Origin of the sequence: Corallococcus interemptor (genome assembly GCF_003668875.1) — a bacterium.
Classification (GTDB): Bacteria; Myxococcota; Myxococcia; order Myxococcales; family Myxococcaceae; genus Corallococcus; species Corallococcus interemptor.
Genome location: NZ_RAWM01000031.1, coordinates 1 through 23,466 on the forward strand (window position 1 = coordinate 1; position 23,466 = coordinate 23,466).

Consider the following 23,466-nt stretch of genomic DNA (forward strand, 5'->3'; position numbering starts at 1 on the left):
GGCGCCGGGGCCTCCTCGGCCGGCCCCACCGTCGCCAGCAGCGCTTCGAGCCGGGCCGGTGCCACGCGCACCCGGAGCCGCGCCACCACCTCGTCACGCACCGTGGGAGGCAGCGGCTCCAGCTGCCGCCGCACCCGCCCGGAGCTGTCCGACGGGTCGGCCTGCAGGCTGAGCAGGATGACCCGGACGAGCGTCTCGATGATGCGCGTGGAGTCCAGCGCCACCTGCTCGGACGCCGCCCCCGCGGCCGGATCCACGCGCCGGGCAATCAATCCCCGCGTGCCCACCGCGCCCACCGACAGCGCCCCCGGTGCCAGCCCGCCCCCCTCCGCGATCCGCGAGGCCGCCGACTCGGCCTCGCGCTCCAGCGGCGCACCGGGCCGGCTCACCTCGGTGAAGCCCTGGGCCGTCCGCGGCGCGCCGCGCTGCTGGACCGTGTGCGCCAGCTCGTGCGCGAGCAGCCGCATCCCGGCGGGCGTGCGCGGCGAGTACTGCCCCGCCGCGAACACGATGTCCTGCCCGTGCGTGAAGGCCAGCGACTGGAGGTCCTTCGCCGCCGAGGCAGCCCGCCCGTCCGTGTGCACGCGCACCTGGCTGAAGTCGTGCCCGAAGCGCGCCTCCATGTCCGCGCGCGTGCCCGGCTCCAGGGCCTGCCCCGGCGACTCCAGCGCCGGCTGCACCTGGGGGACCAGAGCGGCCGAGGCCGGCTTCGGGCGCACCGGGGCCCGGGCCCTCGTGGCGGGGGCCGTGGGCTTCACCGTTGCCTTCGTCCTGGCCCGAGCCGCCACGCCTGCGCCTCCCGCGCTACGCCAGCACGCCTCGCAGTCCCTTGCCCGGTTCGCCCGGCACCTCCACCGTGCGCACCGGTGCCACGTCTCCCTGGGCGTCGCGCGCGTACACCGTCACCTCACCCGAGCGCGCGTTGGCCACCCACAGCTCCTGTCCCTGCGCATCCAGCGACAGGGCCACCGGCTGGCCCAGCGCCGTGCGCTTGCCCTTGAGCACGCGCAGCGGCTTCACCCCGGCCTCGTCCGAGAGCAGCGCATCCAGCGAGAACACGGCGACGGCATCCGCGCCCGCGTCGGCGACGAAGAGCTCCCGCCGCTCCACGTCCACCGTCAAGCCCGCCGCCCTGCTGAGCTCGAGCTGCTCGCCCGTCCACCGCCGCCGGGGCGCCACGTCGCCGCTGGCGTCCACGTCGAACACGCAGAGGAATGCCGCCTTCACGGCCCGCGCCCCCGTCGTGGGCCCCAGCAGCGTGCGCCCCGAGCCGGCCACGAAGAGCGCCTGGTGGCGAGGGTCCAGCGCCAGCCCCACCGGCCCGGACAGGCCCGTCTTGCGGCCCGACAGCGTCCGCGCCGGCACGAGGTGGCCCTTCGCGTCGCGCCGGAAGACGGAGACGGAATCGCCGCCGCTGTTGGCGACGAACACCTCGTCGCGCTCCGCGTCCAGCACGAGGGCGCTGGGCGCCTCCAGCCCCTCGCCGGCGGTGACCAGCGGCTTCGCGCCCTCCTCCGCCTTCAGGTCGAAGCGCACCAGCGCGTTGGCGGCCGTGTCCGCCACCAGCAGCTCCGCCCGCTTCAGGTCGCGCGCCATGCCCCAGGCCTGCTTCAGCCCGGTGAACGTGCGCGGCTTCGAGGCCGTGGGCCCGGCCGCCAGCCGTCCCGGGGCCGGACCGGCGAGCGGCGGCGTCCCCGGCAACGTCGTGTGGGGGAGCGTCACCACACCGCCCGTGCCGCCCGTGATGGGTCCGACGCCGATGATGCTGGGGAACAGGGTGAAGAACAGCTCGAAGTCACCGCCCCGCCGCCCATCGCCCGCGTTGGGCAGCCCGATACCGAACGGATTGGTGCTGGACTGGGAGATGACCTCGCCATCCAGGAGCCGGGTCCCATCCGCGGAGCGGATGAAGCCCCCCTTGACGACCAGCCGCACCCGCACGCCGTTGGTATACGCAATGCCCGTCAGCGCGTTGAGCCAGTTCGTGGTCACAGGAGCAGGCATCCAGAGGAGGATGTTGCCATCGGTCCTCGCGGTCCCGATGAGGGTGAAGGTCTGGTAGCCGATGAAACCGGGCATGTTCCCCATGCCGAATCTGCTCCAGGTGTCTCTCCAGTAGGTCAGGTCCGTCGTGGTGAAGGGATAGGGCACGTCCACCTGCATCGAGACGACGAATGGGGGCAGCGAGTCATGCACCTGCAGTCGATCACTGCAGGTGAGACGAATGCCCGGGCTGAACATCTCGCGCCAGAACGTGTACGCGCCGTTGTTCACCAGTTGGGCGATCTGTGGGTTGGCCCACGCGATCTCCGTGATCCGCAGCGAGCCATCATCGCCCGCGCTCTCGGCGATGCTGGCCGTGAAGTGCAGGGGCGGCACCGCGGAGGGCTGGCCCGCGCTGTCCAGCAGCACGGCCTCCACGCGCTGCGTGGGGTTCTGGGCATCCAGCTTCCAGCTCACGCGGGCCACGCCCGCGGCATCCGTGGGGACGTCGAGCACCATGCCCGCCTGCTTGGGGTCATCCCCCCGGCGCAGCAGCGCATCACCGGCGTTGCCCGTGGTGATGCGGAAGCGCACGAGCGCCCAGGACACCGGCGTCTCGCCGGAGACCACCGCCACCTCCAGCGGTGATGGCAGCAGCTGTCCGCGGGGCGCCTGCTGCCCGTCCCCCCCCACGTAGCGGAACGAGCGCACGCTGCACAGCGTGTCCAGCGCCTCCTGCACGGTGGAGGCGCCCGCCAGCGTGGAGCACGCCCCTGGCTGGTAGGCCACGGCCCTGGCGCGGCTCAGGTGCGTGGTGAAGCGCACGGGCAGGTGCACCACCTTCGTGCCCACCTCCAGCCGGGCCACGACCTCCTGGGTGTCGGGGGCCTCGATGTTGCCATCCGGCCGCCAGTACACCTGGGCCACGCCCAACAGCGTGCCGTCCAGCTCCGTGGTGGCGACCACCTCCTTGTCCCAGCCCGTGTCGTTGTTGAGCGACAGCTCGCCGGACTCCGCCGTGAAGCGCACCGTGGCCCCGCCCACCGGCCGCTGGTGCCGCGCCACGCCCACGCGCAGCGGCAGCGGCAGCGGCTCCCCGGGCATCGCCTCCTGCGCGTCCCCGCCGACGTAGGACAGCTCCAGCTGGTTGCACAGCGTGTCCAGCGCCTCCTGCACCGTCTGCGCGCCGCCCAGGTTGTCGCAGCCGGGCGTATAGCCCACGAGGCGCGCCAGGCTCAGCCTCGCGGTGAACACCAGCGGCAGGTGCACGGGCTGGCCCTCCAGCTCCAGCCGCGCCCGCACCTGCTGCGTGGCCGGAGCCTCGACGTTGCCGTCCGGCCGCCAGTACACCTGCGCGATGCCGAGCAGGTCGCCCGTCGCCCCCGTGGTGGCGACCACCTCCTGCGCGCTGTACGTGACGCCATCCAGCGACAGCTGCCCCGTCGTCGTCGTGAAGCGCACCGTCTGGCCGCCCACCGGCAGCTGGTGCCGCGCCACGCCCACGCGCAGCGGCTGATCCAGCGCCCGTCCCGGCAGCACCTCCTGCCCGTCGCCGCCCTCGTAGGACAGCTCCAGCTGGTTGCACAGCGTGTCCAGCGCCTCCTGGACGGTCTTCGCCTCGCTCAGGTTGGCGCAGCCGTGGTGGTAGGCCACATGGCTGGCCACGCTCAGGCTGGCGCCGTAGCGGATGGGGCCATGCATCTCGCTGCCGTCCTGGTCCAGCAGCCGCGCCTCCACCCGCTGGCTGTAGCGGATGCTGTCGGTGGTCCACCCCGTGTCATCCGGCCGCCAGTACACCTCGGCGATGCCGTTCGCGCCGGTGGTGACGGTGAGCGCCGCCGCCGTCGCGCCGGCCCCCGGCTCGGTGGCGAGCACGCCGTTGCCCTCGCCCGTCAGCACGGTGAAGCGCACGCTCGCGCCCGCCACCGGCACCTGCCCGTTGAACACGCCCGCGCGCAGCGGCCGCGCCAGCCACTGGCCCGGCATCGCCTCCTGCCCGTCTCCGCCCGCGTAGAGCAGCGCCTTGAGCTGGGTGAGCGGCGGGAACAGGCGGCGGCAGTCGTGCATCACGGACCAGACGGGCTCCGCGCCTCCCGTGCGCTCGAGCATGGCGAGCGCGCAGTAGTGGTGCTCGGTGCCGTGACGGGCCTCGAACCTCGGGTTGTTCGCGCCGTCGCGCGGCCACTCCACGTCCCCCAGCACGGTGCGCGCGGGGATGAGCCAGTAGTCCCCGGTGCGGTAGGTCCCCGGCTTGAACAGCACCTGGATGCCGCTCTCCAGGGTGATCCAGTCCTTCGTGGCGGGCGTCGCGGGAGTGGCGTCGGTGGCCACCTTCAGGACGCCATTGGAGGACACGGTGTCCCAGGCGCGCACCGTGAGCGCGCCCGTGGACGGCGTCCCCACGGGCCACGTCTTCACCGTCAGCCGCAGGCCCGTCACGCTGTCGATCTGCAGCAGCACGCCGGGCTCTCCGCGCAGGACGCGCCCCTCGTCGGTGAGCTCGATCCACTGGTTGGGCATGAAGCGCCGGTAGGCGTCCTTGCCCGGCGCGTCCACGGTGATGAGGCGCAGCGCCGTGTCCACGGACTTCACGCGGCTGGCCAGCACGCCGTTGTCCCGCGACCACTTGAAGGTGGCCGCGCCATCCGCGGAGCCCGCGTCGTGGACCTCCACCCGGTAGAGCTGGTTCTCCAGCCGCCGGTAGCCCGCGCCGGCCGGCACCACGCACGGGTCCGCGCTGCCCTCCTCCGGCTGGGCGCGCGCGGCCAGCTGCCCGGTGCTCGTCAGCGGCGCCGGGGTCCACGCGGGCGTGCCGAACGCCTCGCACGCCTTCGTCAGGTCCGCGCCGGTGACCCGCAGCCACTTCACCTGCCACACGGTGCGCGTGCGCGTGGCCGTGTCCGGACCGCCGAGCGCCACCTCGCGCAGCGAAGGCTCCTCCAGCGCCGTCAGGTGGCGCCGCCACACGTCCAGGTAGAACAGGTACGTGCCGTTCTCGCCAGGCAGGGTGAGGCCCGGCAGGTCCTCCTGGGCGAGCACCGGCGTGTCGGCCTCGTTCTCGCAGAGGATGCCGTCCACGTAGTAGCGCCCATGGCGCACCCAGGGCAGGCCCCCCTGCAGGTAGAGGGCGAAGCCCGTCTCGTTCACGGGCGTGCCCGCCTCCAGGGGCCCTCCCGCACGGCCAATGACGTCCGCCTCCGTCGTCTCATCCAGGTGCGACTGGATGTCGATCTGCTCATTCCAGTCCGCGTCGAGCTGCACCCGGCCCTGCTGCATGCGAACGCCGGAGTAGTGCTTCGCGGGCCGGAAGGTGTTCCGGCTGAAATCGCCCTTCATGGCGTCTCCTCAGGTGACGAAGAAGATCCCCGCCTCGAGTCCGAAGCGCAGGTAGTCCTTCAAGCTGGCGCGCAGGTTGGCCTCGCGCTGGGGTTGTTGCAGGTGGTGGAAAACGCCCATCTCGCCTTCATCACTGGCGCCCCGGCGGATGCCCTCATCCGCGTCCACCAGCAGCTGGCAGTAGCCGGGGTCGCCGTACCGCAGGGAGGTGAAGACGGGCCACACGCGCCGCTCCACCTCCTCCTTCACGTCCGCCGGAGCGTCCTCCGCGTAGGCGGGCTGGCAGCGGAAGCGCGTGGGCACATGCGAGGCCGCCGGAACGTGGCTGAAGCGCATGCACCCCTTCTGCCGCTGCACCACGTCGATCCGCCCGGTGAAGAGCGTGTCGCTGGCCAGCTCCAGCACCGTGGCCTCCACGTCTCCCAGCACCGTGCTCGCCACCACCGTCAGCCGGCCCGCGGCTCCGCTGTCCACGGAAGCCGGGGGCGGCGGCTCCTCGCCGAGCGCCTCCGCCTCCTCCGGCAGCGCCCCGAGCGCCGGGCCCCCCAGGCCGTCCACGATGGAGTCCTCCACGTGGAGCCGCGTCGCCTGTCCCGCGATGAGCGGGCCCGTGATGCACCGGACCAGCGACACCGCGCACGAGCCCACGCCCGCGCCCCGGAGGGTGAGGCTGGGTGCCGCCGGGTCCGCTGGCGAGCCATCCGGCCTCAGCGCGAGCCCGGGCACGAGCGTGCAGTGCCGGAGCGCCAGGGAGGCATCGTCCCCCGCGCGCACGTCCAGGCTGCCGCCCCGCACGATGACGCCGTTGAGCACCGCCTGCGCGCCCGCGTCCAGCCGCACCACGCACGGGGCGCCGGGCACGTCCAGCACCGGGCGCTGGAGGTTGGCGGCCCGCAGCTCCAGCTTCACGCCGGCCGGCACGTGGAGCTGATCGAAGCCGTGGAGGCCGCTGTTCTCGATCTCGATGAGCGCGTCCCGCGCCCGGGCCGCCCCCGCGTTCAGGTCCTGCCACCAGGCGATGAGCGCGTCGCCCACGGTCGCGTGCGAGTGCGGGGCCGTGTTCGAGACGCGGTACACGGCGCGCTGTTCGGCGGGGGGCAGCGTGTCCTGCCGGTCATAGAAGCCGCCCCCCACCTCGCTGCTGAAGCCATACGACCAGGTCGCCCAGAGGAAGTCCGGCGCCTTGCCGGCCGCGAACGCGATGCGGCCGGTGACGGGGTCCACCCCGGCGAGGATGGGCATCTCCACGTCGTTGCCATCCGCGTCCTTGTACGTGAGGTGATCCGGCGGCCGGTGCCAGGTGGACAGGTCGCACAGCAACAGCTTCTCCGGTTCGAGCGCCGCGGAGCCGTTGGACAGGAACAGGGTGAAGGGTGGCGCCGCGCCGAAGTACAGCTCCTCGGGCGACTCGCCCCGCGCCAGCGCCACCCGGCGGGCCTCCAGCTCGTCGAACAGCGGACGGCGGCGCAGCCGGCCGGGCACGTGGATCTCCCCCGACAGCGTCGTGATGGCCGTCTCCGACTGCTGCGGGTTGAACAGCGGCGTGTCGTTGCCCAGCACGCTGAAGCGGAAGAAGCCCGGCCCGTCCACGCCGGGCTCGGAGCCGGGCACCACCGCGGCGGCGGGGGCGCCCTCCACCGGGTACGCCTCCAGCCGCCACAGGAAGACCCCCACGTTCGCCAGGTTGTGCTTGCCCCGCCCGTTGTCGATGTGGCGCACGTCCACGGTGCGCAGGGCGTCCTCGAAGGGCGTGCTCACCCATTCCAGCGCGTTGGCGTCGCGCAGGTCCGGGGTGCGCAGCGCGTGCGGACGGACATGGTTGACGTGCTGCGTGGTGCCCACGTGCTGGAAGAACTCCACCACGTGCGCCGGCCAGCCCGTCACGTCGCGCGCGAGCTGCTCCAGCATCGCCGCGGTCCCCTTGCGCCGCCGGTACGCCAGCGTGTTGGCCACGTAGGCGCGCTGGCTGAACAGCGACGGGGCCACCGGGATGAGGTCCCGCACCCCGAGCAGGTCGCCGATGTACGGCACCACCCACTCCTGGCACGTCTCGATGAACCAGTTGTCGTGCAGCTGGCCGACGTCCTCCTCGACGGCCTGCATCTCGCGCTCGATGATGGCGAGCAGCGCGCGCAGCGGCTCGCCCTGTAGCGCGTCCCGGCTGCGGTAGACGGCCGGCAGCAGCCGGTAGAGCCGGTCCCGCGGAGCCGCGCTCATGGAATCACCTCCAGCACCACGCCCGCGGGTGCCTCATCCAGAAGCAGGAGCTGGGCGGGCAGCGGCTGGACGGGCGTGCCCGGCGCGGCCGGCGCCTGGGGCCACCGGGCCCGGAGCGCCCTCAGCAGCGGCGCCAGCGCCTGCGGCCTGCCCGTGGGGTACAGGGCGTCCAGGTCCACCATCACCACGCCCTGCACGTCCTGCATCACCTGGATGACCTCCGCGGCGCTCACCGCCTGGCCGAAGCTCCGCCTCTCGAAGGAGAAGGCCGTCCGCAGCGCCGCCTCCACCCTCGCCTTCACGTCCTCGGCCAGGTAGCGCGGGTCCACCCGCAGCTTCGCCTTCAGGTTGAAGGGGATGCGCTCGAAGGACTTGTTCGAGGCCACGGCGAACTCCCGCACCGGGTCATGCAGCTTCGTGAGCGCGCCCACCAGGGCCTCATGCAGCGGGGTGCCCGCGTCCACGGATCCGCCCTTCTGGGAGGCGATGGTGAGGTGCACGAGGATGCGCTCCCCATTGGTCAGGTCCGCGGCCTGCGCCTTGCCGATGCCGGCGAACGTGGAGGCGAAGTCCTCGTAGTCCTGGAGCGACACCACCCGCTCCAGCGTCAGCACCGACGCGGGGGCGTGAGCCCGCGCATCGTCCCGGGACTCGGGGGCCGCGGCGCCGGTGGCGTCCTGGGGATTGGTGACGGCGCGGATGCCCAGCGGCCGCACCCGCAGGAGCGCGAGCTGGCCCGTGTCCACCTCCCCCTCCGGACCGATGCCGGAGCGGTACACCGCCACCACGTTCTCCTGGCCCGGGGGCAGGCGCGCGCCGGCTACGCCGTCGCCGAAGGTCAGGGCCACGGTGCCGTCGTCCTCGTGCCGCACCATGTACACCTGGCTGCGCGGGCCCTGGCCGAACAGCGTGGGCACCTCGTCCCAGCGCACGCCGTTGACGCGCACCTCCAGCGTGCTCTCTCCGCCCGTGGCGGTGGCCGCGGCCACATACGTGAGCGGCGGCTTCTTCAGCGTGAAGCGCTGGTTCTTGCGCGAGCCGTCCCCGCTGCCCAGCACCTCCGTCACCGTCTCGCCGTGCGTGGCCTTCACCACGTTGGCGTAGATGCGCACCGTGGCGCGCACGTACTCGTGGGCCAGCGGCTGCTGCAGCACCAGCAGCGTGCTGGAGCCGCTCTTCGCCGTGCTCGCGACGACGGCCCTCTCGCGCACCGGCGCGCCGCCCGGGTCCGCGGTGCCCTGTCCCTCCACCAGCAGGACATGCCCCGCCGTGAGCCCCTTCACCTCCCGGTCCAGCAACACGGTGCTCCCGCCCACCGGCGCGGTGAGCGGCTTCTCCGCCAGCGGCAGCTCCTCGCTCTGGGCCAGCACCGTGGTGCCGCGCAGCGGGAACCAGGACAGGTGCTCCAGCGCATCCACCTGGAGCCGCGTCACCCGCCCGGTGAGGCCGAAGTCCACGCGCGCGACGGGCTTGGACTCCTGGATGCGGTACAGCTCCACGTAGCTGGCCTTCCGCAGCACCACCCAGCTGCCGGCGACGAGCGACGGGTACTCACGGTCCAGGTCGAACTGGCGCTCGGCGGTGGTCTGGATGTGGAAGTCCGGCCACTCCCCCGTGGGGATCGGATCCTCCCGCTTCTTCTTGAAGAGCGCCCGGATCTGCTCCGGCAGCAGCTTGAAGTCAGCGGCGTTGTAGCCGAAGAGGTTCGCGCGCAGCCGCAGCACGTAGGCGCGGGGGTTCGACGAAGGCTGCACCGCGGGCGACTGGCTGCCCAGCGCATGCTCCCAGGTCACCACGGTGTGGCTGCGCGCCGGGTCCTCGGGGTCCGTCACCAGCGTGGTCCCCAGGACGATGCGCAGATCCCACCGCTCGCTGCCGGGGGACTGCTCCCGCTCGGGGCCCACCAGCAGCAGCGCGTCGCCCACCTGGAGGCCCGTCTGGAGCCCCTGGAGGTAGAGCGTCTTCGTGCTGGTGGAGAAGTCCTGCGGCGTCGTCTGGCGCGGGCGCAGCTCGTTCCACGCGGCGCGAGCCTCCAGCGCCTCCACCGTCTCGAAGGTCTGCGGGCGCTCGTCCTGCCCGGGGATGCTGAGCACCTGCACGCCCTTCGCCACCTGGACGGACGCGGGCGAGCCGGGCGCCGTCTCCACCGTGAAGGCCAGGTACGTGCTGGCGGCCACGCCCGGCTTCAGCTCGTAGCCCACCTCCCGCGCCAGCTCGAGCACGGAGCGGCGCTCCGTGGCGGTGCGCAGGAAGCCCTCGTTGGCGATGCGCTCCTGGTAGAAGGTCAGCACGTCCGCCGCGGTGGCCCACGCGTCCAGCAGCGCGACGGCCGGATCCTCGGGGCTGCGCGTGGTGAGCGCGGCCAGCGGGCGCGAGCCGGCGAAGTCGCCATCCGGCAGGGCCTCGCGAGGAAGCCGCGCCAGCATGCGCTGGAAGAAGCTGGCGTGCGTGCCGATGCGGTACGCGAGCGCGCGCTGTCCCGGGCGGTTGTACAGCGGCGACGGCTCGGCGGAGCCGTCCTCCGCGCAGGCCGCGCAGTCGTCACCCGCGCCTGTCACTGGCGTGCTCACAGGCCCCCCTGCATCTGGAAGTCGAGCTTCCCGTTCTCCGGCTGGCTCGGGTCGTTGTCGAGCCGGGCGATCTCCAGCCGCTCCATGGTGATGAGCCCCTCCGTCCACTCACCGCGAGACACCTGCCCCCACCGGCGGAAGCGGTTGGGCTTGGACGCGGCCTCCTCGGTGTCCACCCACGCCACGCCGGGCACCGCCATGGCGGCGGCGACGATGCGGCTGAGGTACACGGGCTGACCGAAGGTGAACTGGTCCGGGTGGAAGAAGCCGCGCCGCCCGTCCGGCAAATCCCGGTTGCTGAAGACCTCCAGCAGGGCCGCCTTCACGTTGCTGGCGAGGAAGCCCGGCTGCACGCACACCGTCATCACGATGTCGAGCGGCACGAAGAGGGGCGCCTCGATGCGCAGGTCGTAGCCCGCCAGCCGGAAGCGCTCCAGGAAGGTGGTCAGCGCGCCGGAGAAGGCCGCGTCCACGGGGCGCCCGCCCTTGCGGTCCACGGTGACGAACATGGTGTGCCAGCTGCCCGTCCACCGGAGGCTGCCCACCGCGTGCTGGACCTCGGGGTGGCGCCGGGCCACCTCCGCGTAGTCCGCCTCCGTCACCGCGCGCTGCTGCACGCGGAAGGCCTGCGGTGCGTTGATGCGCACCTGCGCCAGCGACTCCGGCTCCGCGCCGCCCGTGGCGGGCAGCGGGTTGCGCACGCGCAGCACGGCGTTGCGCCAGTCGCCTCCCGCCGGGTGGTACAGCCGGGAGATGGACTCCGCGCCCACGTTGCCCGCCGTGCCATTGCCGATGCGGTACGTGGCCAGCAGCGTGTCCGCGGCGGGGGGACGCTCGCCCAGCACGTTGTCGCCAAAGCGCAGCCGCGCGCGGCCGTCCTCCTCCACCTCCGCCACCACCTCCCGGCTGAAGCGCCCGCTGTTGAGCAGCGTGCGGCGCGGCGTCCACGCGCGCCGGCTCTGCTCCTCCTCCAGCCAGACGGCCGGCAGCACGTCCTCCATGTCCCAGCGCATGGCCGCCGCCGCGGAGGCCCTGGGGTCCACCGCCCGCCGCCCGTCCGGCGCCCGCCCCGCCTGCGTCAGCGGACCGCGCGCCAGCCGGGGCCGGTAGCGCCCCTCGGCGGGCACGGCCAGCAGCTTCTCGCCGTGCACGGTGCGCCCGTGGTCCACCAGCACCACGTTGCCGCGCGCCACGCTCACCGGCGCCCTCTTGCCCGGCGCGGGTCCTCCGCCGCCCTCGCCCGTGAGCGTGGGGGCCGGCACCTCCACCTCCCACAGGCACAGCTCGAAGGGCAGCGCGTCCTCCGAGCCCCACTCGATCTCCACCACCTGCTGCTTCAGGAGCGGGTCCTCGGTGAAGGTCACCTTCGTGAGCCGCACGGCGTGGCGGCGGGACGGGTCCGCGTCCTCCACCCGGCCCGTGGTGGCGCTGCGCACCTCCTCCAGGAGGAGCACCTGCCCCACCGCGAGCTTCTTCAGCGCGTCGTCCGTGTTGAGCAGCGTGGCGGCGGTGGCGCCCTCGGGCAGGCAGCACTTGTCCTCGCCCCACGTGTGGAAGCGCAGCTCGCCGTGCTTCCAATGGACGCGGACGTCGTGCAGGGACTCGAAGACCTCGGCCCCCTCGCTCAGCGCGACGGCCAGCTGGGCGTCGTCCAGCACCCGGGGCCCGGCCGTGGTGGTGGTGAGGAACATCGTCCCCGGCGTCTTCTCCGTGGGCCCCTTCAGCTCGAAGCCGTCCGCGCCCTCCATCACCTCCACCGTCACCCACGCCCGGGCGTTGCAGCCGTCGTGCATGGGGTAGTCCAGCAGCCGCGCGTGGCGCCGCACGGAGGTGCGCCTGCGCGCGGTGCCCAGGTACGCCTCGGTGGCCGCCGCGTCCTGGTAGTAGCTCAAGGAGTCGGCCGCGTAGGCCATCACCTCCACCAGCGCCACGCCCAGGTCCGCCGCGTTGCGCTCCTGCCACTGCGGAGACACCTGCGACAGCCGGTCCAGCAACAGCCGCCGGAAGCTGGAGAAGTCGCGGGTGAGGTAGTCGATCTGCGGGTCCTCGCCCGGCGGAGGCGGCCCCACCCGGGGGGGCGCGCAGTCGAACTCGCTGGGGCACTCCACCTTGAAGGTGAACTCCACCCGGGACAGCGGCGCGTCGAAGCCGTCCGGCGGCACCGTGTCCGCCAGCGAGCGGCGCAGCGCGAGCGCGTACGTGGAGAAGTCCCCCACGGAGTCCGTGCGCACCACCAGCCACTCGCGCGCGTCCGGCCGCGCCTGCTCCGCGCTCCACGCTCCGCCGTCCGTGCCCGCCGGGATCTGGTCCAGGCGGTGCGCCCACACCACGCCCACCTCCTTCAGGCGCACCCCGCCTTCAATCGTGACGTTGTCGGCGGTGAGGGCGCCGGGCAGCTCCTTGAAGAAGTGCACCCAGAGGGTCTTCTGGCGCTCCACGCCCAGCGCGGTGGCCTCGGCGTCCAGCACCTCCAGGTAGTCGATGCCGTTGAACCCGGAGCCCGGGGCCGCGACGAGCTGACGCCGCCGCTCACTCTTGCAGACGTAGCGCTCGCCCATGGTCACGTCCCCCGGGACCACTGCGCCACCTGGCGCTGCTGGGTGCGGCGCACCACGTACCGCACCGTCACCTGCAGCGTGCCTTCCACGCTGAGCACGTCCACGGCCTCCACCTGGATGAGGTCTCCCAGGAATTGTTGAAGCGCGCCCTGCACCAGGAACTGGGTGGCGGTGGCCAGCTCCCCGCTGTTGGGCGCGAAGACGAGCTGCGACAGGCCCGTGCCGAACGTGGGCCGGTTCACCCGCTCGCCGGGCGCGGTGAACAGCACCTGCTCAATGAGGTGCCGCACGTGCGTGTCCAGGTCCGCGTCGGCCGTGCGGCCACGTCCATCGATGCGGAACGGAAAGCCGATCTGCATGTCAGGTCCCCTTCACCCGGACTTGGGTCATCACGACCTGCGGCGGGCCCGCGGGCGCCTGCGTCACCGTGAACGTCAGGCCCGAGCTGGACTGGAGGATGACGGGCTGTCCCCCCACGCGGACCCGGACCGCGGGCACCAGCCACTTCACCTGGAGGCACGGACCGGGAGGCGGGTTCGGCGGAATCGGGCAGCCGGACACCATGTACATGTCCGCCAGGGTGGCCACCGGCTGGCCGCCCACCTTCACCCGAGGGTTGCCGGGGGAGACCTGCACCTGGCCCGCGTGGGGGCACATCACCGTGGCGCCGACGTGGAGGAGGAATCCAGGCATGGCTCACATCACCTCGAGCGCGCCGTTGTTGATGTTGACGCCCGTGGGGCCGAGCTTCACGTTGGCCGCGCCGAACGACAGCTCGATGCCGGTGGCGCTCAGCACCGCCTTCGTCGTGCCGCCCTGGGACAGCTCGATGCCCTGCGAGTTGAAGACGGCCTTCAGCGGCATGGCCACCACCGGAGGGCTCACTTCAATCGTGAGCCCGCCCGCGCCGGGCATGTCGCTCAGCGTGAGGGTGATGCCATCCGTCTTCCACACCTTCATCTGGGGCACGGCGGGCTGGGCGGGAGCCTCGCCCTCGCCCCAGAAGCAGCCGGCCCAGATGGGGTAGTTCGGGTCGCCGCGCTCGAACTCCACCCAGACCTTGGCCCCCGTGGGCGGCACGGCGAAGAAGCCCACGCTCCTGCCGCCATAGGGCAGGCAGGGCATGGCCCAGGAGAGCTGGCTGTCGCCCAGCACGGAGGGCACCTTCACCTGGACGCGGCCCTGCATCAGCGGGTCGATGTTGTTGACCACCTCGCCGCGGTATTTCCCGTAGTACGTGCTCATGGAGGCACCACCGGTGTGAGCGCCCCGAGCCCCTCGCGCGTGAGGGTGAAGCGCTGTTTGTATTCGCCGACGCGGATGGAGTGCGTGACGTTCTTCACGTAGTAGAAGCCGTCGTGCGTCCACCCCACCCCGCGCACGCCCACGAGCCCGCGGGGGCGCAGGAGGTTGCCGTAGCGCAGGGCGTTCAGTTCGCCCGAGGCGGTGAGCACCTTATCCGTGGACGCGTCCGTCATGGCCTGCGCCTGGGCGTAGGCGGCCACGTAGCTGGTGCCGTCCGGCACCTCCAGCAGCGTCTTGCGCACGTTCGGCTGGTGCACCAGCACCGCGGGCATCGCCGCCAGCGGCGGCAGGCGCGTGCTGATGAACGTCTCCACCGGGATGGCCCTGCCGAACACCATCGCCTTGCCGGACACGGTGGTGGCCTCCAGCGCGTTGTACTGGAAGCTGATGGAGTCCACGTTGGTCTCCGCGCCCATGTTCACCGACAGCGCCGGCTGCGGGACGCCGGTGCGGATGGGCGGGCCCCAGTACGCCTTGTTCATCAGCGGCGCCGGGCCCGGCTCCACGTAGAAGACGTAGCCGAAGCGGCGCGCCATCTCCTGGAGGTACGCGTAGTCCGTGCCCCGGAACACCGGCGAGCGCACCACCGGCAGCGGCACGTCCAGCGTGGGCGGCGGCAGCACCGTGGGCAGCAGCTGGTACTTCGAATACCCGAGGATGAGCCGCGCGGCGATGATGGGCTCCACCTGCGCGGGGTGCTCGTGGACCTTCTGCTCCAGGTCCATCATCGTGCTCACGTCCTCGCCGGTGACGGTGAGCGTGGAGGCTCCGGGCTGCTCGGACGGCGTGAGCTGCCGGTGGGTGATGACGCCGTCGAAGAGCACCTGCGGCACCACGTTGAACGTCACCACCAGCACCACGCGGTTGAAGGGCTGCAGCAGCGGGTTGGACAAAAGCCCGAAGTCCACCAGGCTCAGCGGCCCCGCGCGGCCCACGCTGAAGGTGAGCTGGAAGCCGGAGCGGCCCTCGTCGTTGTGGGTGACCTCCACGCCCTGCAGCGCCTCGACGAGCGGCTGCGGCGCGGGCACCGGCACCGCCGGACCCACCATCAGCAGGAGGTTGACGCCCAGCAGCCCCATGGTCGCTCAGAACTCCGGCATGGCGATGCGGACCACCGCCCCCGGCTCCTCCATGACGTCGAACGGGTTGAGCACGTCGTTGGCGTCACACACGCGCCAGAACTGCTCCGGGTCTCCCAGCGTGCGGGCCGTCAGCAGGTCCAGGCGGTCCCCTTCCGTGACGGTGACCTCGGCCAGCAGCCGCATCTCCTGTCCGGACGGCAGGAAGCGGCGGCGCTTGTACGCGACCACCCGCCCATCCGGCAGGGTGAGCGTGACGGTCTCCAGCGAGGCGTAGCGGCTGGTGGGATCGAACATGGGCGGGTCACCTCGGCAGCGCGCCGGCAGCGCCACTGACGCTGCCAACGACGGCCATGGCCTCCTTGATGACCTGGTGGGAGAAGAAGAGGGCGAAGCCCGGATGCGTCACGGGCAGGTCGTTGTACGTGAGCACCCGCAGCGCCAGGGACACCCGGGCCCGGATGGGGTTGAGCGACGGATCGTAGGCCTCCTCGGTGATGGAGAACTCCGTGAGCTTCACCGGCACCACGCGCTTGGGCCCCCAGACGAACAGCGTCAGGGTGGCCACGTTGGGAAGCACCTCGAGCACGCCCGTCTTCATCAGCGTGGAGTTGAGGAGCACCTGCGCCGTCTTCGGATAGACGAGCATCTCCAGCGCCGACAGCTGCGGGTAGATGCCCAGGCTGGTGGCGACGGCGTTGGCCGACTCGAGCTGGTCCGTGGCGTCGATCTCCACGTCCAGCTTGATGGTTTCGATGGGCGGGCCCTTGAGGCGCTGCGCCTCCGTGCGGTCGCCGCTGTCGCCCGCCATCTGGGGCTGCAGCGTCCGCGTCATCGTGTCCGGGTTGTACTGGAACACGACGACGCTGGAGACGGGGTTCATCGGGTCCAAGCCAATGATGGCGCCGCGCTGCGTGCGCGGGGTGCGGGGGAAGGTGCTCATCGTCCCTGGCCTCCTCCCGCCAGGCCCGAGTACACGGCCCGGGCCACGCTCGCGCCCGTCGCCTCCGGCGAGGCCCCGGGCGTCACGGAGATGGCGCCCACGTCCAGCCGCGACGCCAGGGCGGCGGCGTCCACGCCGGACGGCAGGCCCTGCTCGGCCAGCAGCCGGGACAGCTCCTCGCGCACGGCCTCGCCCACCCGGTGGCGGTGCGCGGACGGCACGCCGTGCAGCACCAGCTCGTCGATGTGCAGCGCGATGCGTTGCGGCCTCATACCCACCCCGCGATCTCGGCTTCCGCCAAGGGCTTGTCCAACTTGCTGAACTCGGCGCGCACCGCGCGCTGCAGGTGCGCCATGCGCACGGGCTCTCCGGCGTCCGCGGCCAGGAAGGCGGCGTTGAGGGCGATGGTGCGGATGTTGCCGCCCGTGACGCTCAGCCGCGCCAGCCGCGCCACCTCCAGCGACTCGGTGGGCGCGGACGGCGGGAACATGCGGCGCCAGATCTCCGCGCGCTGGGCGGAGTCCGGGAACGGGAACTGCACCACGAAGCGCAGGCGGCGGAGGAACGCGGTGTCCAGCGCGTCCTTCATGTTCGTGGTGAGGATGGCCAGGCCGCTGTACGCCTCCATCTGCTGCAAGAGGTAGCTGACCTCGATGTTGGCGTAGCGGTCGTGGCTGTCCTTCACCTCGGTGCGCTTGCCGAAGAGGGCATCCGCCTCGTCGAACAGCAGGATGGCGCCGCCCTCCTGCGCGGCCTCGAACACGCGGCGCAGGTTCTTCTCCGTCTCGCCAATGTACTTGCTGACCACCTGCGACAGGTCGATGCGGAACAGGTCCAGCCCCAGCTCGCGCGCCAGCACCTCGGCCGCCATCGTCTTGCCCGTGCCGCTGGCGCCGGAGAACAGCGCGCTGATGCCCAGGCCGCGGGAGCCCTGCGCCGCGAAGCCCCACGTCTCGTACACGCGCACGCGCTGCCTCACGCAGGCGGCCACCTGCCGCAGCAGCGTCTTCTGGAGCTCGGGCAGCACCAGGTCGTCCCAGCCGGCGGAGGGCTCGATGCGCTGGGCCAGGTCCTCCAGCCCGGGGCGCGCCTGGAGCCGGCACGCGGACCACAGCGCCTCCCCCGCCGGAGCGCCGTCCGCGTCGCCGGCCACCTGGCGCACCTCGGCGCCCGCGGCGCGGATGGAGCGCATGGACAGGTCGAACTGGGACACGACGCGCTCCAGCGCCCCGTTCACCCGCTCCGAGGCGGGCCCGAGCGCCTGGTGCCACAGCACGCGCTGCTCCTCGCGGGTGGGCCGCCGCACGTCCAGGTGCAGCACCGGCCGGCCGCGCAGCCGCAGGGGCTCGCGGGTGGAGAGGAGGACGAGCCCCTCGGCACGCTCGGCGAAGGAGGCCGCGGCGCGCAGCCCCTCGGCGCCCGCCGCGTCATCACACTCCAGCAGCAGGCCGCTGCCGGCCAGCAGGGCCTCGCGCTCCCACAGCCGGCCGAGCGCCGCGCGCTCCTCCAGCGGCGCGGGCAGGTGCGACGCCCGGAGGGTATGCAGGGTGAGCCCCTGCGCGGCGCACGCGGCGGAGGCGACGGCCTGCGCGCCCTCCGCCTCCGGGCCGCACAGCTGCACCACCAGGCCGCCGTCCAGGCCCGGGCCCTGCTCCCACGCGCGCTGGATGCGGCCCACCAGCGCCTCGTGCGAGGCAGGCAGCGCGGCGGCCGGGGGCACCGGGGACACGAGGTCGCGCAACCGCCGGTCCAGGTACGACAGCCCGGCCAGGTAGTGCAGCACGCGCTCGTCGACGCGCAGCGCGCCGTGGGTCAGCCCCTCCCCGGGCATCACGGTGACGAGCTCCCAGCGGCGCAGCGGAGCCACCGGGGTGAGCGCGCTCCAGTGGGCGTCCGGCAGCGCCACGAGCGCCAGGCCGAAGGTGGCGAAGGCGCGGCGCGGATCGCCCTGCGCGCTGGCGCACACCGCGCCGAAGCCCGAGTCCAGCTCCACGCCCGCGCAGCACAGCAGCACGTCGCGCTCGAAGGAGGACAGCCCGAAGGCCGCCACCAGCACGTCCAGCGCGGGAGGCGCGGGCATCGAGGCCTGCGCCCCGGCGAGCGCCGCGCGGGCCGCGTCCACGTCGTCCGCGCCCTCGGGCACGTCCGCTCCGGAGGCCCGCGCGTGCCGCGACAGGTGCGCCCGCACCACGCCCAGCGCCGCGGTGAGGTGGCGCTGGTTGGCCTGCGGCCACTGCGCCTCCGGCAAGGGCGCGCTCATGGCAGGACCACCCGCTGCGAGGGGTCGAACACCGGCGGCGACACGCTGCGGTCCACGCGCAGCGAGTCCACGCCATCCACGCGCACCCGCACGTAGTGCTCACCCGTGGGCGCATCCGGTACGCTGAAGGCCAGCGTCCCCACCGGGCCCACGCGCGCGGGAGCGGGCACCTCGCGCTCGCCGAGCAGCAGGGACACGCGCTGCTCCACCCGCGCTTGAGGCTCGAAGTGGACGGTGAGCGTCACCGAGCCGTCCGGGGCCCGGGGCGACACGGCGGCGCTGGTGATGCGCGGGGCCAGCGCCAGCGGCAGCGCATTGGTGGTGCGGACCGGATCGCTCCCACGCTGGATGACGGCGGCCACGGAATACATGCCCGCGGGCCAGGCCACCGCGTCGTTGGGGAGGACCACGGAGAGCCGCGCGGCGGTGAGGTCCGAGGCCGCGACCTCCACGGGCGCCGTCCACTGCGGGTGGTTGAAGCGCACGCGCACCAGGTCCCCGGCGAGGTTCGTCCCCTGGAGGACCACCGTCTCCCCCAGCCGCGCTCCCGTGTACGGGTCCGCCGGGAGGACGCCCTCCAGCACCGGGAAGGGCGCGGGGAGGCCCGCCCGCGCGGAGATGCGGCTGGTCAGCACGGGCAGCGGCGCGCGCTGGGCCCTCGTGCTCTCGATGAGGACGGCGGACACCTGGTAGACGACGGAGATGCGGTACTGCGTCTGGAAGGCCGTCCACAGCTTGGAGACGTCCTCCAGGGACAGCGTCTCCGGCGTGAGGCGCACGCGCTCCACCTGCTTGTACAGGTCGTTGCCAGTCAGGGCGGTGCGGATCTCCTCCGGGCCCAGCACCGCGTGGTCGTGGAGCACGAGCATCGCCCTGCCGAGCAGCGAGTGGCTGGCGATGTCGTCGTCGGCCGGGGCGTACGCGGTGAGCATGTAGCTCAGCCGCAGCGCGAGCGGTGGGAAGCCGCCCTCGTTCGTCCGCCCCGGCGTGGGCAGCTCCATGTTGCGCAGGGCCGCGTTGTGGGTCACCTGGAAGAGGAAGAGGTTGAGCTGGTGGTTCGTCGCCTCGCTGTCGCGCGCCTTGTCCGGCGGCAGCGTCGTGACGTCGATGTCCGGCGTCTCGCCCTGGATGTGGTTGAACAGCAGGGTGCGCAGCGTGGCGGTGACCGCCGCGATGGCCAGCGCGTTGCTCATCGCCCCCCTCCATTGCGGCGCCGCAGGTATTCGTCGAGCGACAACGAAGGTGACGTGCGCGCCGGAGCCGGTCTCGCGGGGGCGGGCGGCGTGACGGCCCGCACCTCGATGCGGCCGATGGTCACCTGCACCACGGGCGCGGGTGCGCTCTCCGGAGCCGGGACGCCGTGCGCGGAGCCCCCGCGCTCCGCCTGGACCGGGAACGAAGGCACCCGCGCGGCCGCCGGGAACTCCGCGCCGCGCTCGGGGGCCTCCGCACCGCGGGCGCGCACTCCGCCCCGGGAGGACGCCGGCTCCGCCCCCCTGCCCTCTTCTGGCGTGAGGGCCGCGGCGCGCTCCGTCGCGGCCTCGGGCCCACGGGGGCCGGCACCGCGCACCGCGGACAGGCGCTCCTCGGAGAACGGGCTGGCGGGGGCCGGGATGGGACGGGAGCCCGGCTCCGCGGTTTCCCGGTGCCGGGTGGACGTGGCCGGGACCTCGTCCGCGCGCAGGGCGCTGGCGATGCGCCGGGGGCTCACGGCCTCGCGCGGCATGGAACGCACGTCGAGCGGCTCGGGCTCCGGCCTCACGGCAGCTCGCGGTCCTTCAGCGCTCGCGCCGGGGAGCGGCGCGGGAGCCCCTTCGCCTCGCGCCTCCCCCGAGGACACGGGGGCCAGCGCCGGAGCAGCGCTGTCCGGCGCGCGCGCTGGCGTCACCGGCACTTCGAAGGTCAGCCCACGGGCCGCCACCGGGGGCGCGGAGAGGGCCTCGCTCGCGGCGCGCCCGGGGTCCGGCTCCAAGGCACTCGCCCCGCGCTCCCGTCCCAGAGGGGCCACGGGTGGACGCTCCGCTTCGGATGAGGCCAGGGCCCGGGACACCGTGCTCCACGGGGCCGCACGGCCCGCGCGCCGCGGCGCGACGCCCGGCGGCTCCTGCTCCTCGATGCCCTCGACCAGGGCCGCGCCCTGCTGCTCGGGCACCAGGTCCCCCGGCGCGAACCTCGACGCGATCCGGGGCTGCACTCCCGCCTCGGGGCTGAGCTGCCGGCCTACCAGATGGCTCAAGTAGTCGCTCATCCCGCCGCCATCTCCAGGTAGCACTGCCGCTTCCAGGGACTCATCGCGAGGATGCGCTCCTCGGACCAGCCATAGGCCCGCGCCAGCACGTGCACCTCGTGGAGCGTGCGCTGCGCCCACGCCTCCACTTCCCTCCAGAAGAACTCCCCGATGTCGAACACCGGCTGCCACGCGCGCCGGCAGGCCGGACAGGCCGTGGCCAGCTCCACCCGCGCCTGCGGATCCGCCAGCTCCATGGCCTCCGCCACCGCGAGCACCACCTCTCCTGGCAGCTCCGCCACGCTCACCGCCGCTCCTTCCCGGTTGGCCTCCAGCACGCACCGCCCCAGCAGCCACTGCCGCGCCCTGTCCGCGTCCAGCCCGGGCAGGCTCGCCAGGTCCCGGCTGTCCGGCAGCCGGAACCGCACCGCGTACCCCGCGCGCACCACCTCCAGCGCCCGCGCCGGAGGGGCCTCCGGCGTCACCCGGATGTCCCCCACCTCGAAGGCCAGCTCCACCCGCTCACCACAGGAGGGGCATGGCACCAGCCCCACCACGCGCGGCCCGAAGGTGCCTTCGCGCACCGCCAGCAGGAGCGCATCCCGCGTCCCCACCGGCAGCCGCGCCAGCTCCTCCGGCTGCGTGTCCGGGAACGCCGCGCACAGCAGCGCGAGCACGCGCCCGGGCCCCGCGTGCGGATGGCCCGCCTCCCAGGCGCCCAGCAGCTCTGGAGCGGTCAGCGAGCGCATGTCCCGTCACCGCGTCAGGAGTTGGGCGGCTCCAGGAAGCTCGGCTCCGTGGGCTCGACCACCGCGTAGTCGCGCTCCCAGCCTTCGTTCTCCAGCTTGATGTGCTGGATGGCGACGGCGTTCGCGTTGGCGTCCAGGTCCGGCAGCGCCTGGAACTCCGACACCCAGGCCCGGAACACCCGGTAGGCGATCGCCAGCTGCCCGGCCTCGTTGTAGACCTCGATGATGATCTCCTTGCGGAAGTCCTTCAGGGAGACCTCGGCGCCCAGGCCGGAGCCGTAGTTCCACACCTTGTTCGCCCACTGCTCGAACTCGCGGTCGTGGGTGACGCCGCGCTCCAGGGTGATGGCCTCGTACTCGGTGCGGCCGGGGGACTTGCGGCTGCTGCTGGGGTCGCCACCCTCGCGGTGCTTCACCACCTCCGTGGTGCGCTTGAGCGCGCTGACCTTGCTCACGCCGGCCACGTACTTGCCGTCCCACTTCACGCGGAACTTGAAGTTCTTGTACGGATCAAACCGCTGCGCGTTGACGCTGAACTGGGCCATGGGGTGTCTCCTTTACGCCTCGCTCTGACCGGCCATCTGCTGCAGCTTCAGCACCACGAACTCGGCCGGCTTGAGCGGCGCGAAGCCCACGATGATGTTGACCACGCCCCGGTTGATGTCGTCCCGCGTGGTGGTCTCCCGGTCGCACTTGACGAAGTACGCCTCGCGCGGGGATGCGCCCTGGAAGGCCCCCTGCCGGAAGAGGTTCTGCATGAAGGCGCCGACGTTGAGGCGGATCTGCGACCAGAGCGGCTCGTCGTTGGGCTCGAACACCACCCACTGGATGCCGCGGTACAGGCTCTCCTCGATGTAGAGCGCCAGCCGGCGCACCGGCAGGTACTTCCATTCGTCCGCCAGCAGATCGTTGCCGCGCGAGGTCCGGGCGCCCCACACCACGCGGCCGGCGGCCGGCAGCGAGCGCAGGCAGTTGAGGCCCAGCGGGTTGAGCTGCCCGTTCTCCAGGTCGGTGAGCGGCACGCTCAGCTTGGGGACCCCCACCAGCTGCGCCTCCAGCCCCGCCGGCGCCTTCCAGATGCCGCGCGTCGTGTCCGTGCGGGCAATCACGCCCGCCACCGCGCCGCTGGGAGCAAAGGCCTCCAGCTGGTTCTCGCGCAGGGGATTGGGCTGGATCAGCCACGGGAAGTACATGGCGGCGTTCTTGCTGCGCAGGCTGCTGTTGTTGAAGCCGGTCACCGCCTTGGCCACCGTGTTCCAGGCCCGGGGCGGGTCCGCGATGAGGACGGCGCGCCGCTCCAGGCAGTACGCCGCCGCGCTCGTCACCAGGGCCTCCTCGACGTCGCCGTCATCCGCGAACGAGTGCGGCGGAATGCAGAGGAGGTTGAAGATGTCCGCCTTCTCCAGCGCGTACAGGCCCTTCTTGTCGGCCGCGAAGCCGTCGCCGGTGAAGTCGGCGGCGACGAGCGCGTCACCATCGTCGCCCTTGGTGGTCGGCGCGGAGGGCGTCGGCTTGTTGTTCACCACCGCCGAGGCGGGCGGCCGGGGGGCCGGATCCGGCAGCGCGTCCACGTCCACGAGCAGGAGGTTGGAGTTCTGCGCCAGCACGTTGGGGTAGTAGCGCGGGCTGTTCGGGTCGATGGAGAGGTTGAGGAACTTCTCCGTCGCGTTGGTGCCGGTATCCGTGACGGTGAGGTTGAAGAGCTTGTTGTCCTCCTCCGTGACACCGGTCTTGACGGTGTTGTAGTCCACGATGACGCGCAGGTTGTCGCCCCACGTGCCCGGGCTGGCGGCGACGAACGGCACCGTGCCCAGCGCGAAGGCAGCCGGCGACGCGCCCTTCTCCAGGCGGACGACGATGGCCTGCCCGCCCCCGTTCTGGAAGTAGTCCCGGACGGCGAAGCTCAGCGGGCTGCCCAACCACAGCCCACCGAAGACACGCTCGAAGTCGCCGTAACCATTGACGACCACCGGTTCATGGGTGCGCCCGCGCCGCGTGCGGCCCACGAAGGCAGTGATGGACGTGGGCACACCGGTGATGGTGCGGACCCCACTCGGAATCTCCTCGACGTAGACGCCCGGATAGCTGAGAGCAGCAGGCATGGAGTCGTCCTCCCCTCTTCAATGGGTATTGAATGCCCAGGCCGCGGGTCGAACGCAGACAGGGCCCTGCGGCGCGCGCACGAAGAGCGCGCGTGCCGGTGCGACAAGCACGTCTGTGAATGCAGATGATGGGATTA

General features: G+C 72.7%; 18 protein-coding genes. All 18 read right to left on the minus strand.

Translation table 11 applies throughout. The features are described from left to right. Window positions 1-758: eCIS core domain-containing protein (locus D7X96_RS40430; RefSeq protein WP_208647314.1), on the minus strand; the 758-nt coding region annotated here is incomplete at its 3' end. Window positions 759-804: 46 nt separating this feature from the next. Beyond that, the gene (locus D7X96_RS14170) at window positions 805-5,319 is read right to left on the minus strand and encodes a DUF6519 domain-containing protein (RefSeq protein ID WP_121769952.1); all 4,515 of its coding nucleotides are present in this window, start codon (window positions 5,317-5,319) and stop codon (window positions 805-807) included. 9 nt (window positions 5,320-5,328) lie between these two features. Next, window positions 5,329-7,536 carry a phage tail protein gene (locus D7X96_RS14175; RefSeq protein ID WP_120549484.1) on the minus strand — a complete coding sequence of 736 codons (2,208 nt, stop codon included), beginning with the start codon at window positions 7,534-7,536 and terminating at the stop codon, window positions 5,329-5,331. Then, the gene (locus D7X96_RS14180; RefSeq protein ID WP_208647315.1) at window positions 7,533-10,106 is read right to left on the minus strand and encodes a putative baseplate assembly protein; all 2,574 of its coding nucleotides are present in this window, start codon (window positions 10,104-10,106) and stop codon (window positions 7,533-7,535) included. The genes D7X96_RS14175 and D7X96_RS14180 overlap by 4 nt, the downstream gene beginning before the upstream one ends. After that, a complete protein-coding gene (locus D7X96_RS14185) occupies window positions 10,103-12,664 on the minus strand; it encodes a putative baseplate assembly protein (protein ID WP_121769973.1) in 2,562 nt (853 codons plus the stop codon). The genes D7X96_RS14180 and D7X96_RS14185 overlap by 4 nt, the downstream gene beginning before the upstream one ends. A gap of 2 nt (window positions 12,665-12,666) precedes the next feature. Continuing rightward, window positions 12,667-13,023: a GPW/gp25 family protein gene (locus D7X96_RS14190; RefSeq protein WP_120549482.1), complete on the minus strand. Its 357-nt coding sequence runs from the start codon at window positions 13,021-13,023 to the stop codon at window positions 12,667-12,669. A gap of 1 nt (window position 13,024) precedes the next feature. After that, on the minus strand, window positions 13,025-13,357 hold the full coding sequence (locus tag D7X96_RS14195) for a hypothetical protein (RefSeq protein ID WP_120549481.1): 333 nt from the start codon (window positions 13,355-13,357) through the stop codon (window positions 13,025-13,027). Window positions 13,358-13,360: 3 nt separating this feature from the next. Continuing rightward, window positions 13,361-13,909 (minus strand): phage baseplate assembly protein V, encoded by a 549-nt coding sequence (locus D7X96_RS14200; RefSeq protein WP_120549480.1) that lies wholly within the window; start codon window positions 13,907-13,909, stop codon window positions 13,361-13,363. Beyond that, window positions 13,906-15,048 carry a hypothetical protein gene (locus tag D7X96_RS14205; protein WP_120549479.1) on the minus strand — a complete coding sequence of 381 codons (1,143 nt, stop codon included), beginning with the start codon at window positions 15,046-15,048 and terminating at the stop codon, window positions 13,906-13,908. Before D7X96_RS14205 ends, D7X96_RS14200 begins: the two co-directional genes overlap by 4 nt. Window positions 15,049-15,054: 6 nt before the next feature. Next, window positions 15,055-15,345, minus strand: coding sequence for a LysM peptidoglycan-binding domain-containing protein (locus D7X96_RS14210; protein ID WP_120549486.1), 291 nt, complete (start codon window positions 15,343-15,345; stop codon window positions 15,055-15,057). Between the two features lie 7 nt (window positions 15,346-15,352). After that, window positions 15,353-15,991: a hypothetical protein gene (locus D7X96_RS14215; protein ID WP_120549478.1), complete on the minus strand. Its 639-nt coding sequence runs from the start codon at window positions 15,989-15,991 to the stop codon at window positions 15,353-15,355. Further along, complete coding sequence (locus tag D7X96_RS14220; RefSeq protein WP_120549477.1) at window positions 15,988-16,263, minus strand: hypothetical protein; 276 nt, start codon at window positions 16,261-16,263, stop codon at window positions 15,988-15,990. The genes D7X96_RS14215 and D7X96_RS14220 overlap by 4 nt, the downstream gene beginning before the upstream one ends. Beyond that, window positions 16,260-18,251 (minus strand): ATP-binding protein, encoded by a 1,992-nt coding sequence (locus tag D7X96_RS14225; RefSeq protein ID WP_121769953.1) that lies wholly within the window; start codon window positions 18,249-18,251, stop codon window positions 16,260-16,262. Before D7X96_RS14225 ends, D7X96_RS14220 begins: the two co-directional genes overlap by 4 nt. Beyond that, window positions 18,248-19,444, minus strand: a complete 1,197-nt coding sequence (locus D7X96_RS14230; protein WP_121769954.1) for a Pvc16 family protein — start codon at window positions 19,442-19,444, stop codon at window positions 18,248-18,250. The genes D7X96_RS14225 and D7X96_RS14230 overlap by 4 nt, the downstream gene beginning before the upstream one ends. Continuing rightward, complete coding sequence (locus tag D7X96_RS14235) at window positions 19,441-20,499, minus strand: hypothetical protein (RefSeq protein WP_121769955.1); 1,059 nt, start codon at window positions 20,497-20,499, stop codon at window positions 19,441-19,443. Before D7X96_RS14235 ends, D7X96_RS14230 begins: the two co-directional genes overlap by 4 nt. Further along, window positions 20,496-21,227 carry a T4 family baseplate hub assembly chaperone gene (locus D7X96_RS14240; RefSeq protein ID WP_121769956.1) on the minus strand — a complete coding sequence of 244 codons (732 nt, stop codon included), beginning with the start codon at window positions 21,225-21,227 and terminating at the stop codon, window positions 20,496-20,498. Before D7X96_RS14240 ends, D7X96_RS14235 begins: the two co-directional genes overlap by 4 nt. A 14-nt stretch (window positions 21,228-21,241) precedes the next feature. Beyond that, the gene (locus D7X96_RS14245) at window positions 21,242-21,772 is read right to left on the minus strand and encodes a phage tail protein (protein ID WP_120549472.1); all 531 of its coding nucleotides are present in this window, start codon (window positions 21,770-21,772) and stop codon (window positions 21,242-21,244) included. 12 nt (window positions 21,773-21,784) lie between these two features. After that, the gene (locus tag D7X96_RS14250) at window positions 21,785-23,329 is read right to left on the minus strand and encodes a phage tail sheath family protein (RefSeq protein ID WP_121769957.1); all 1,545 of its coding nucleotides are present in this window, start codon (window positions 23,327-23,329) and stop codon (window positions 21,785-21,787) included. Between the last annotated feature and the right edge of the window lie 137 nt (window positions 23,330-23,466).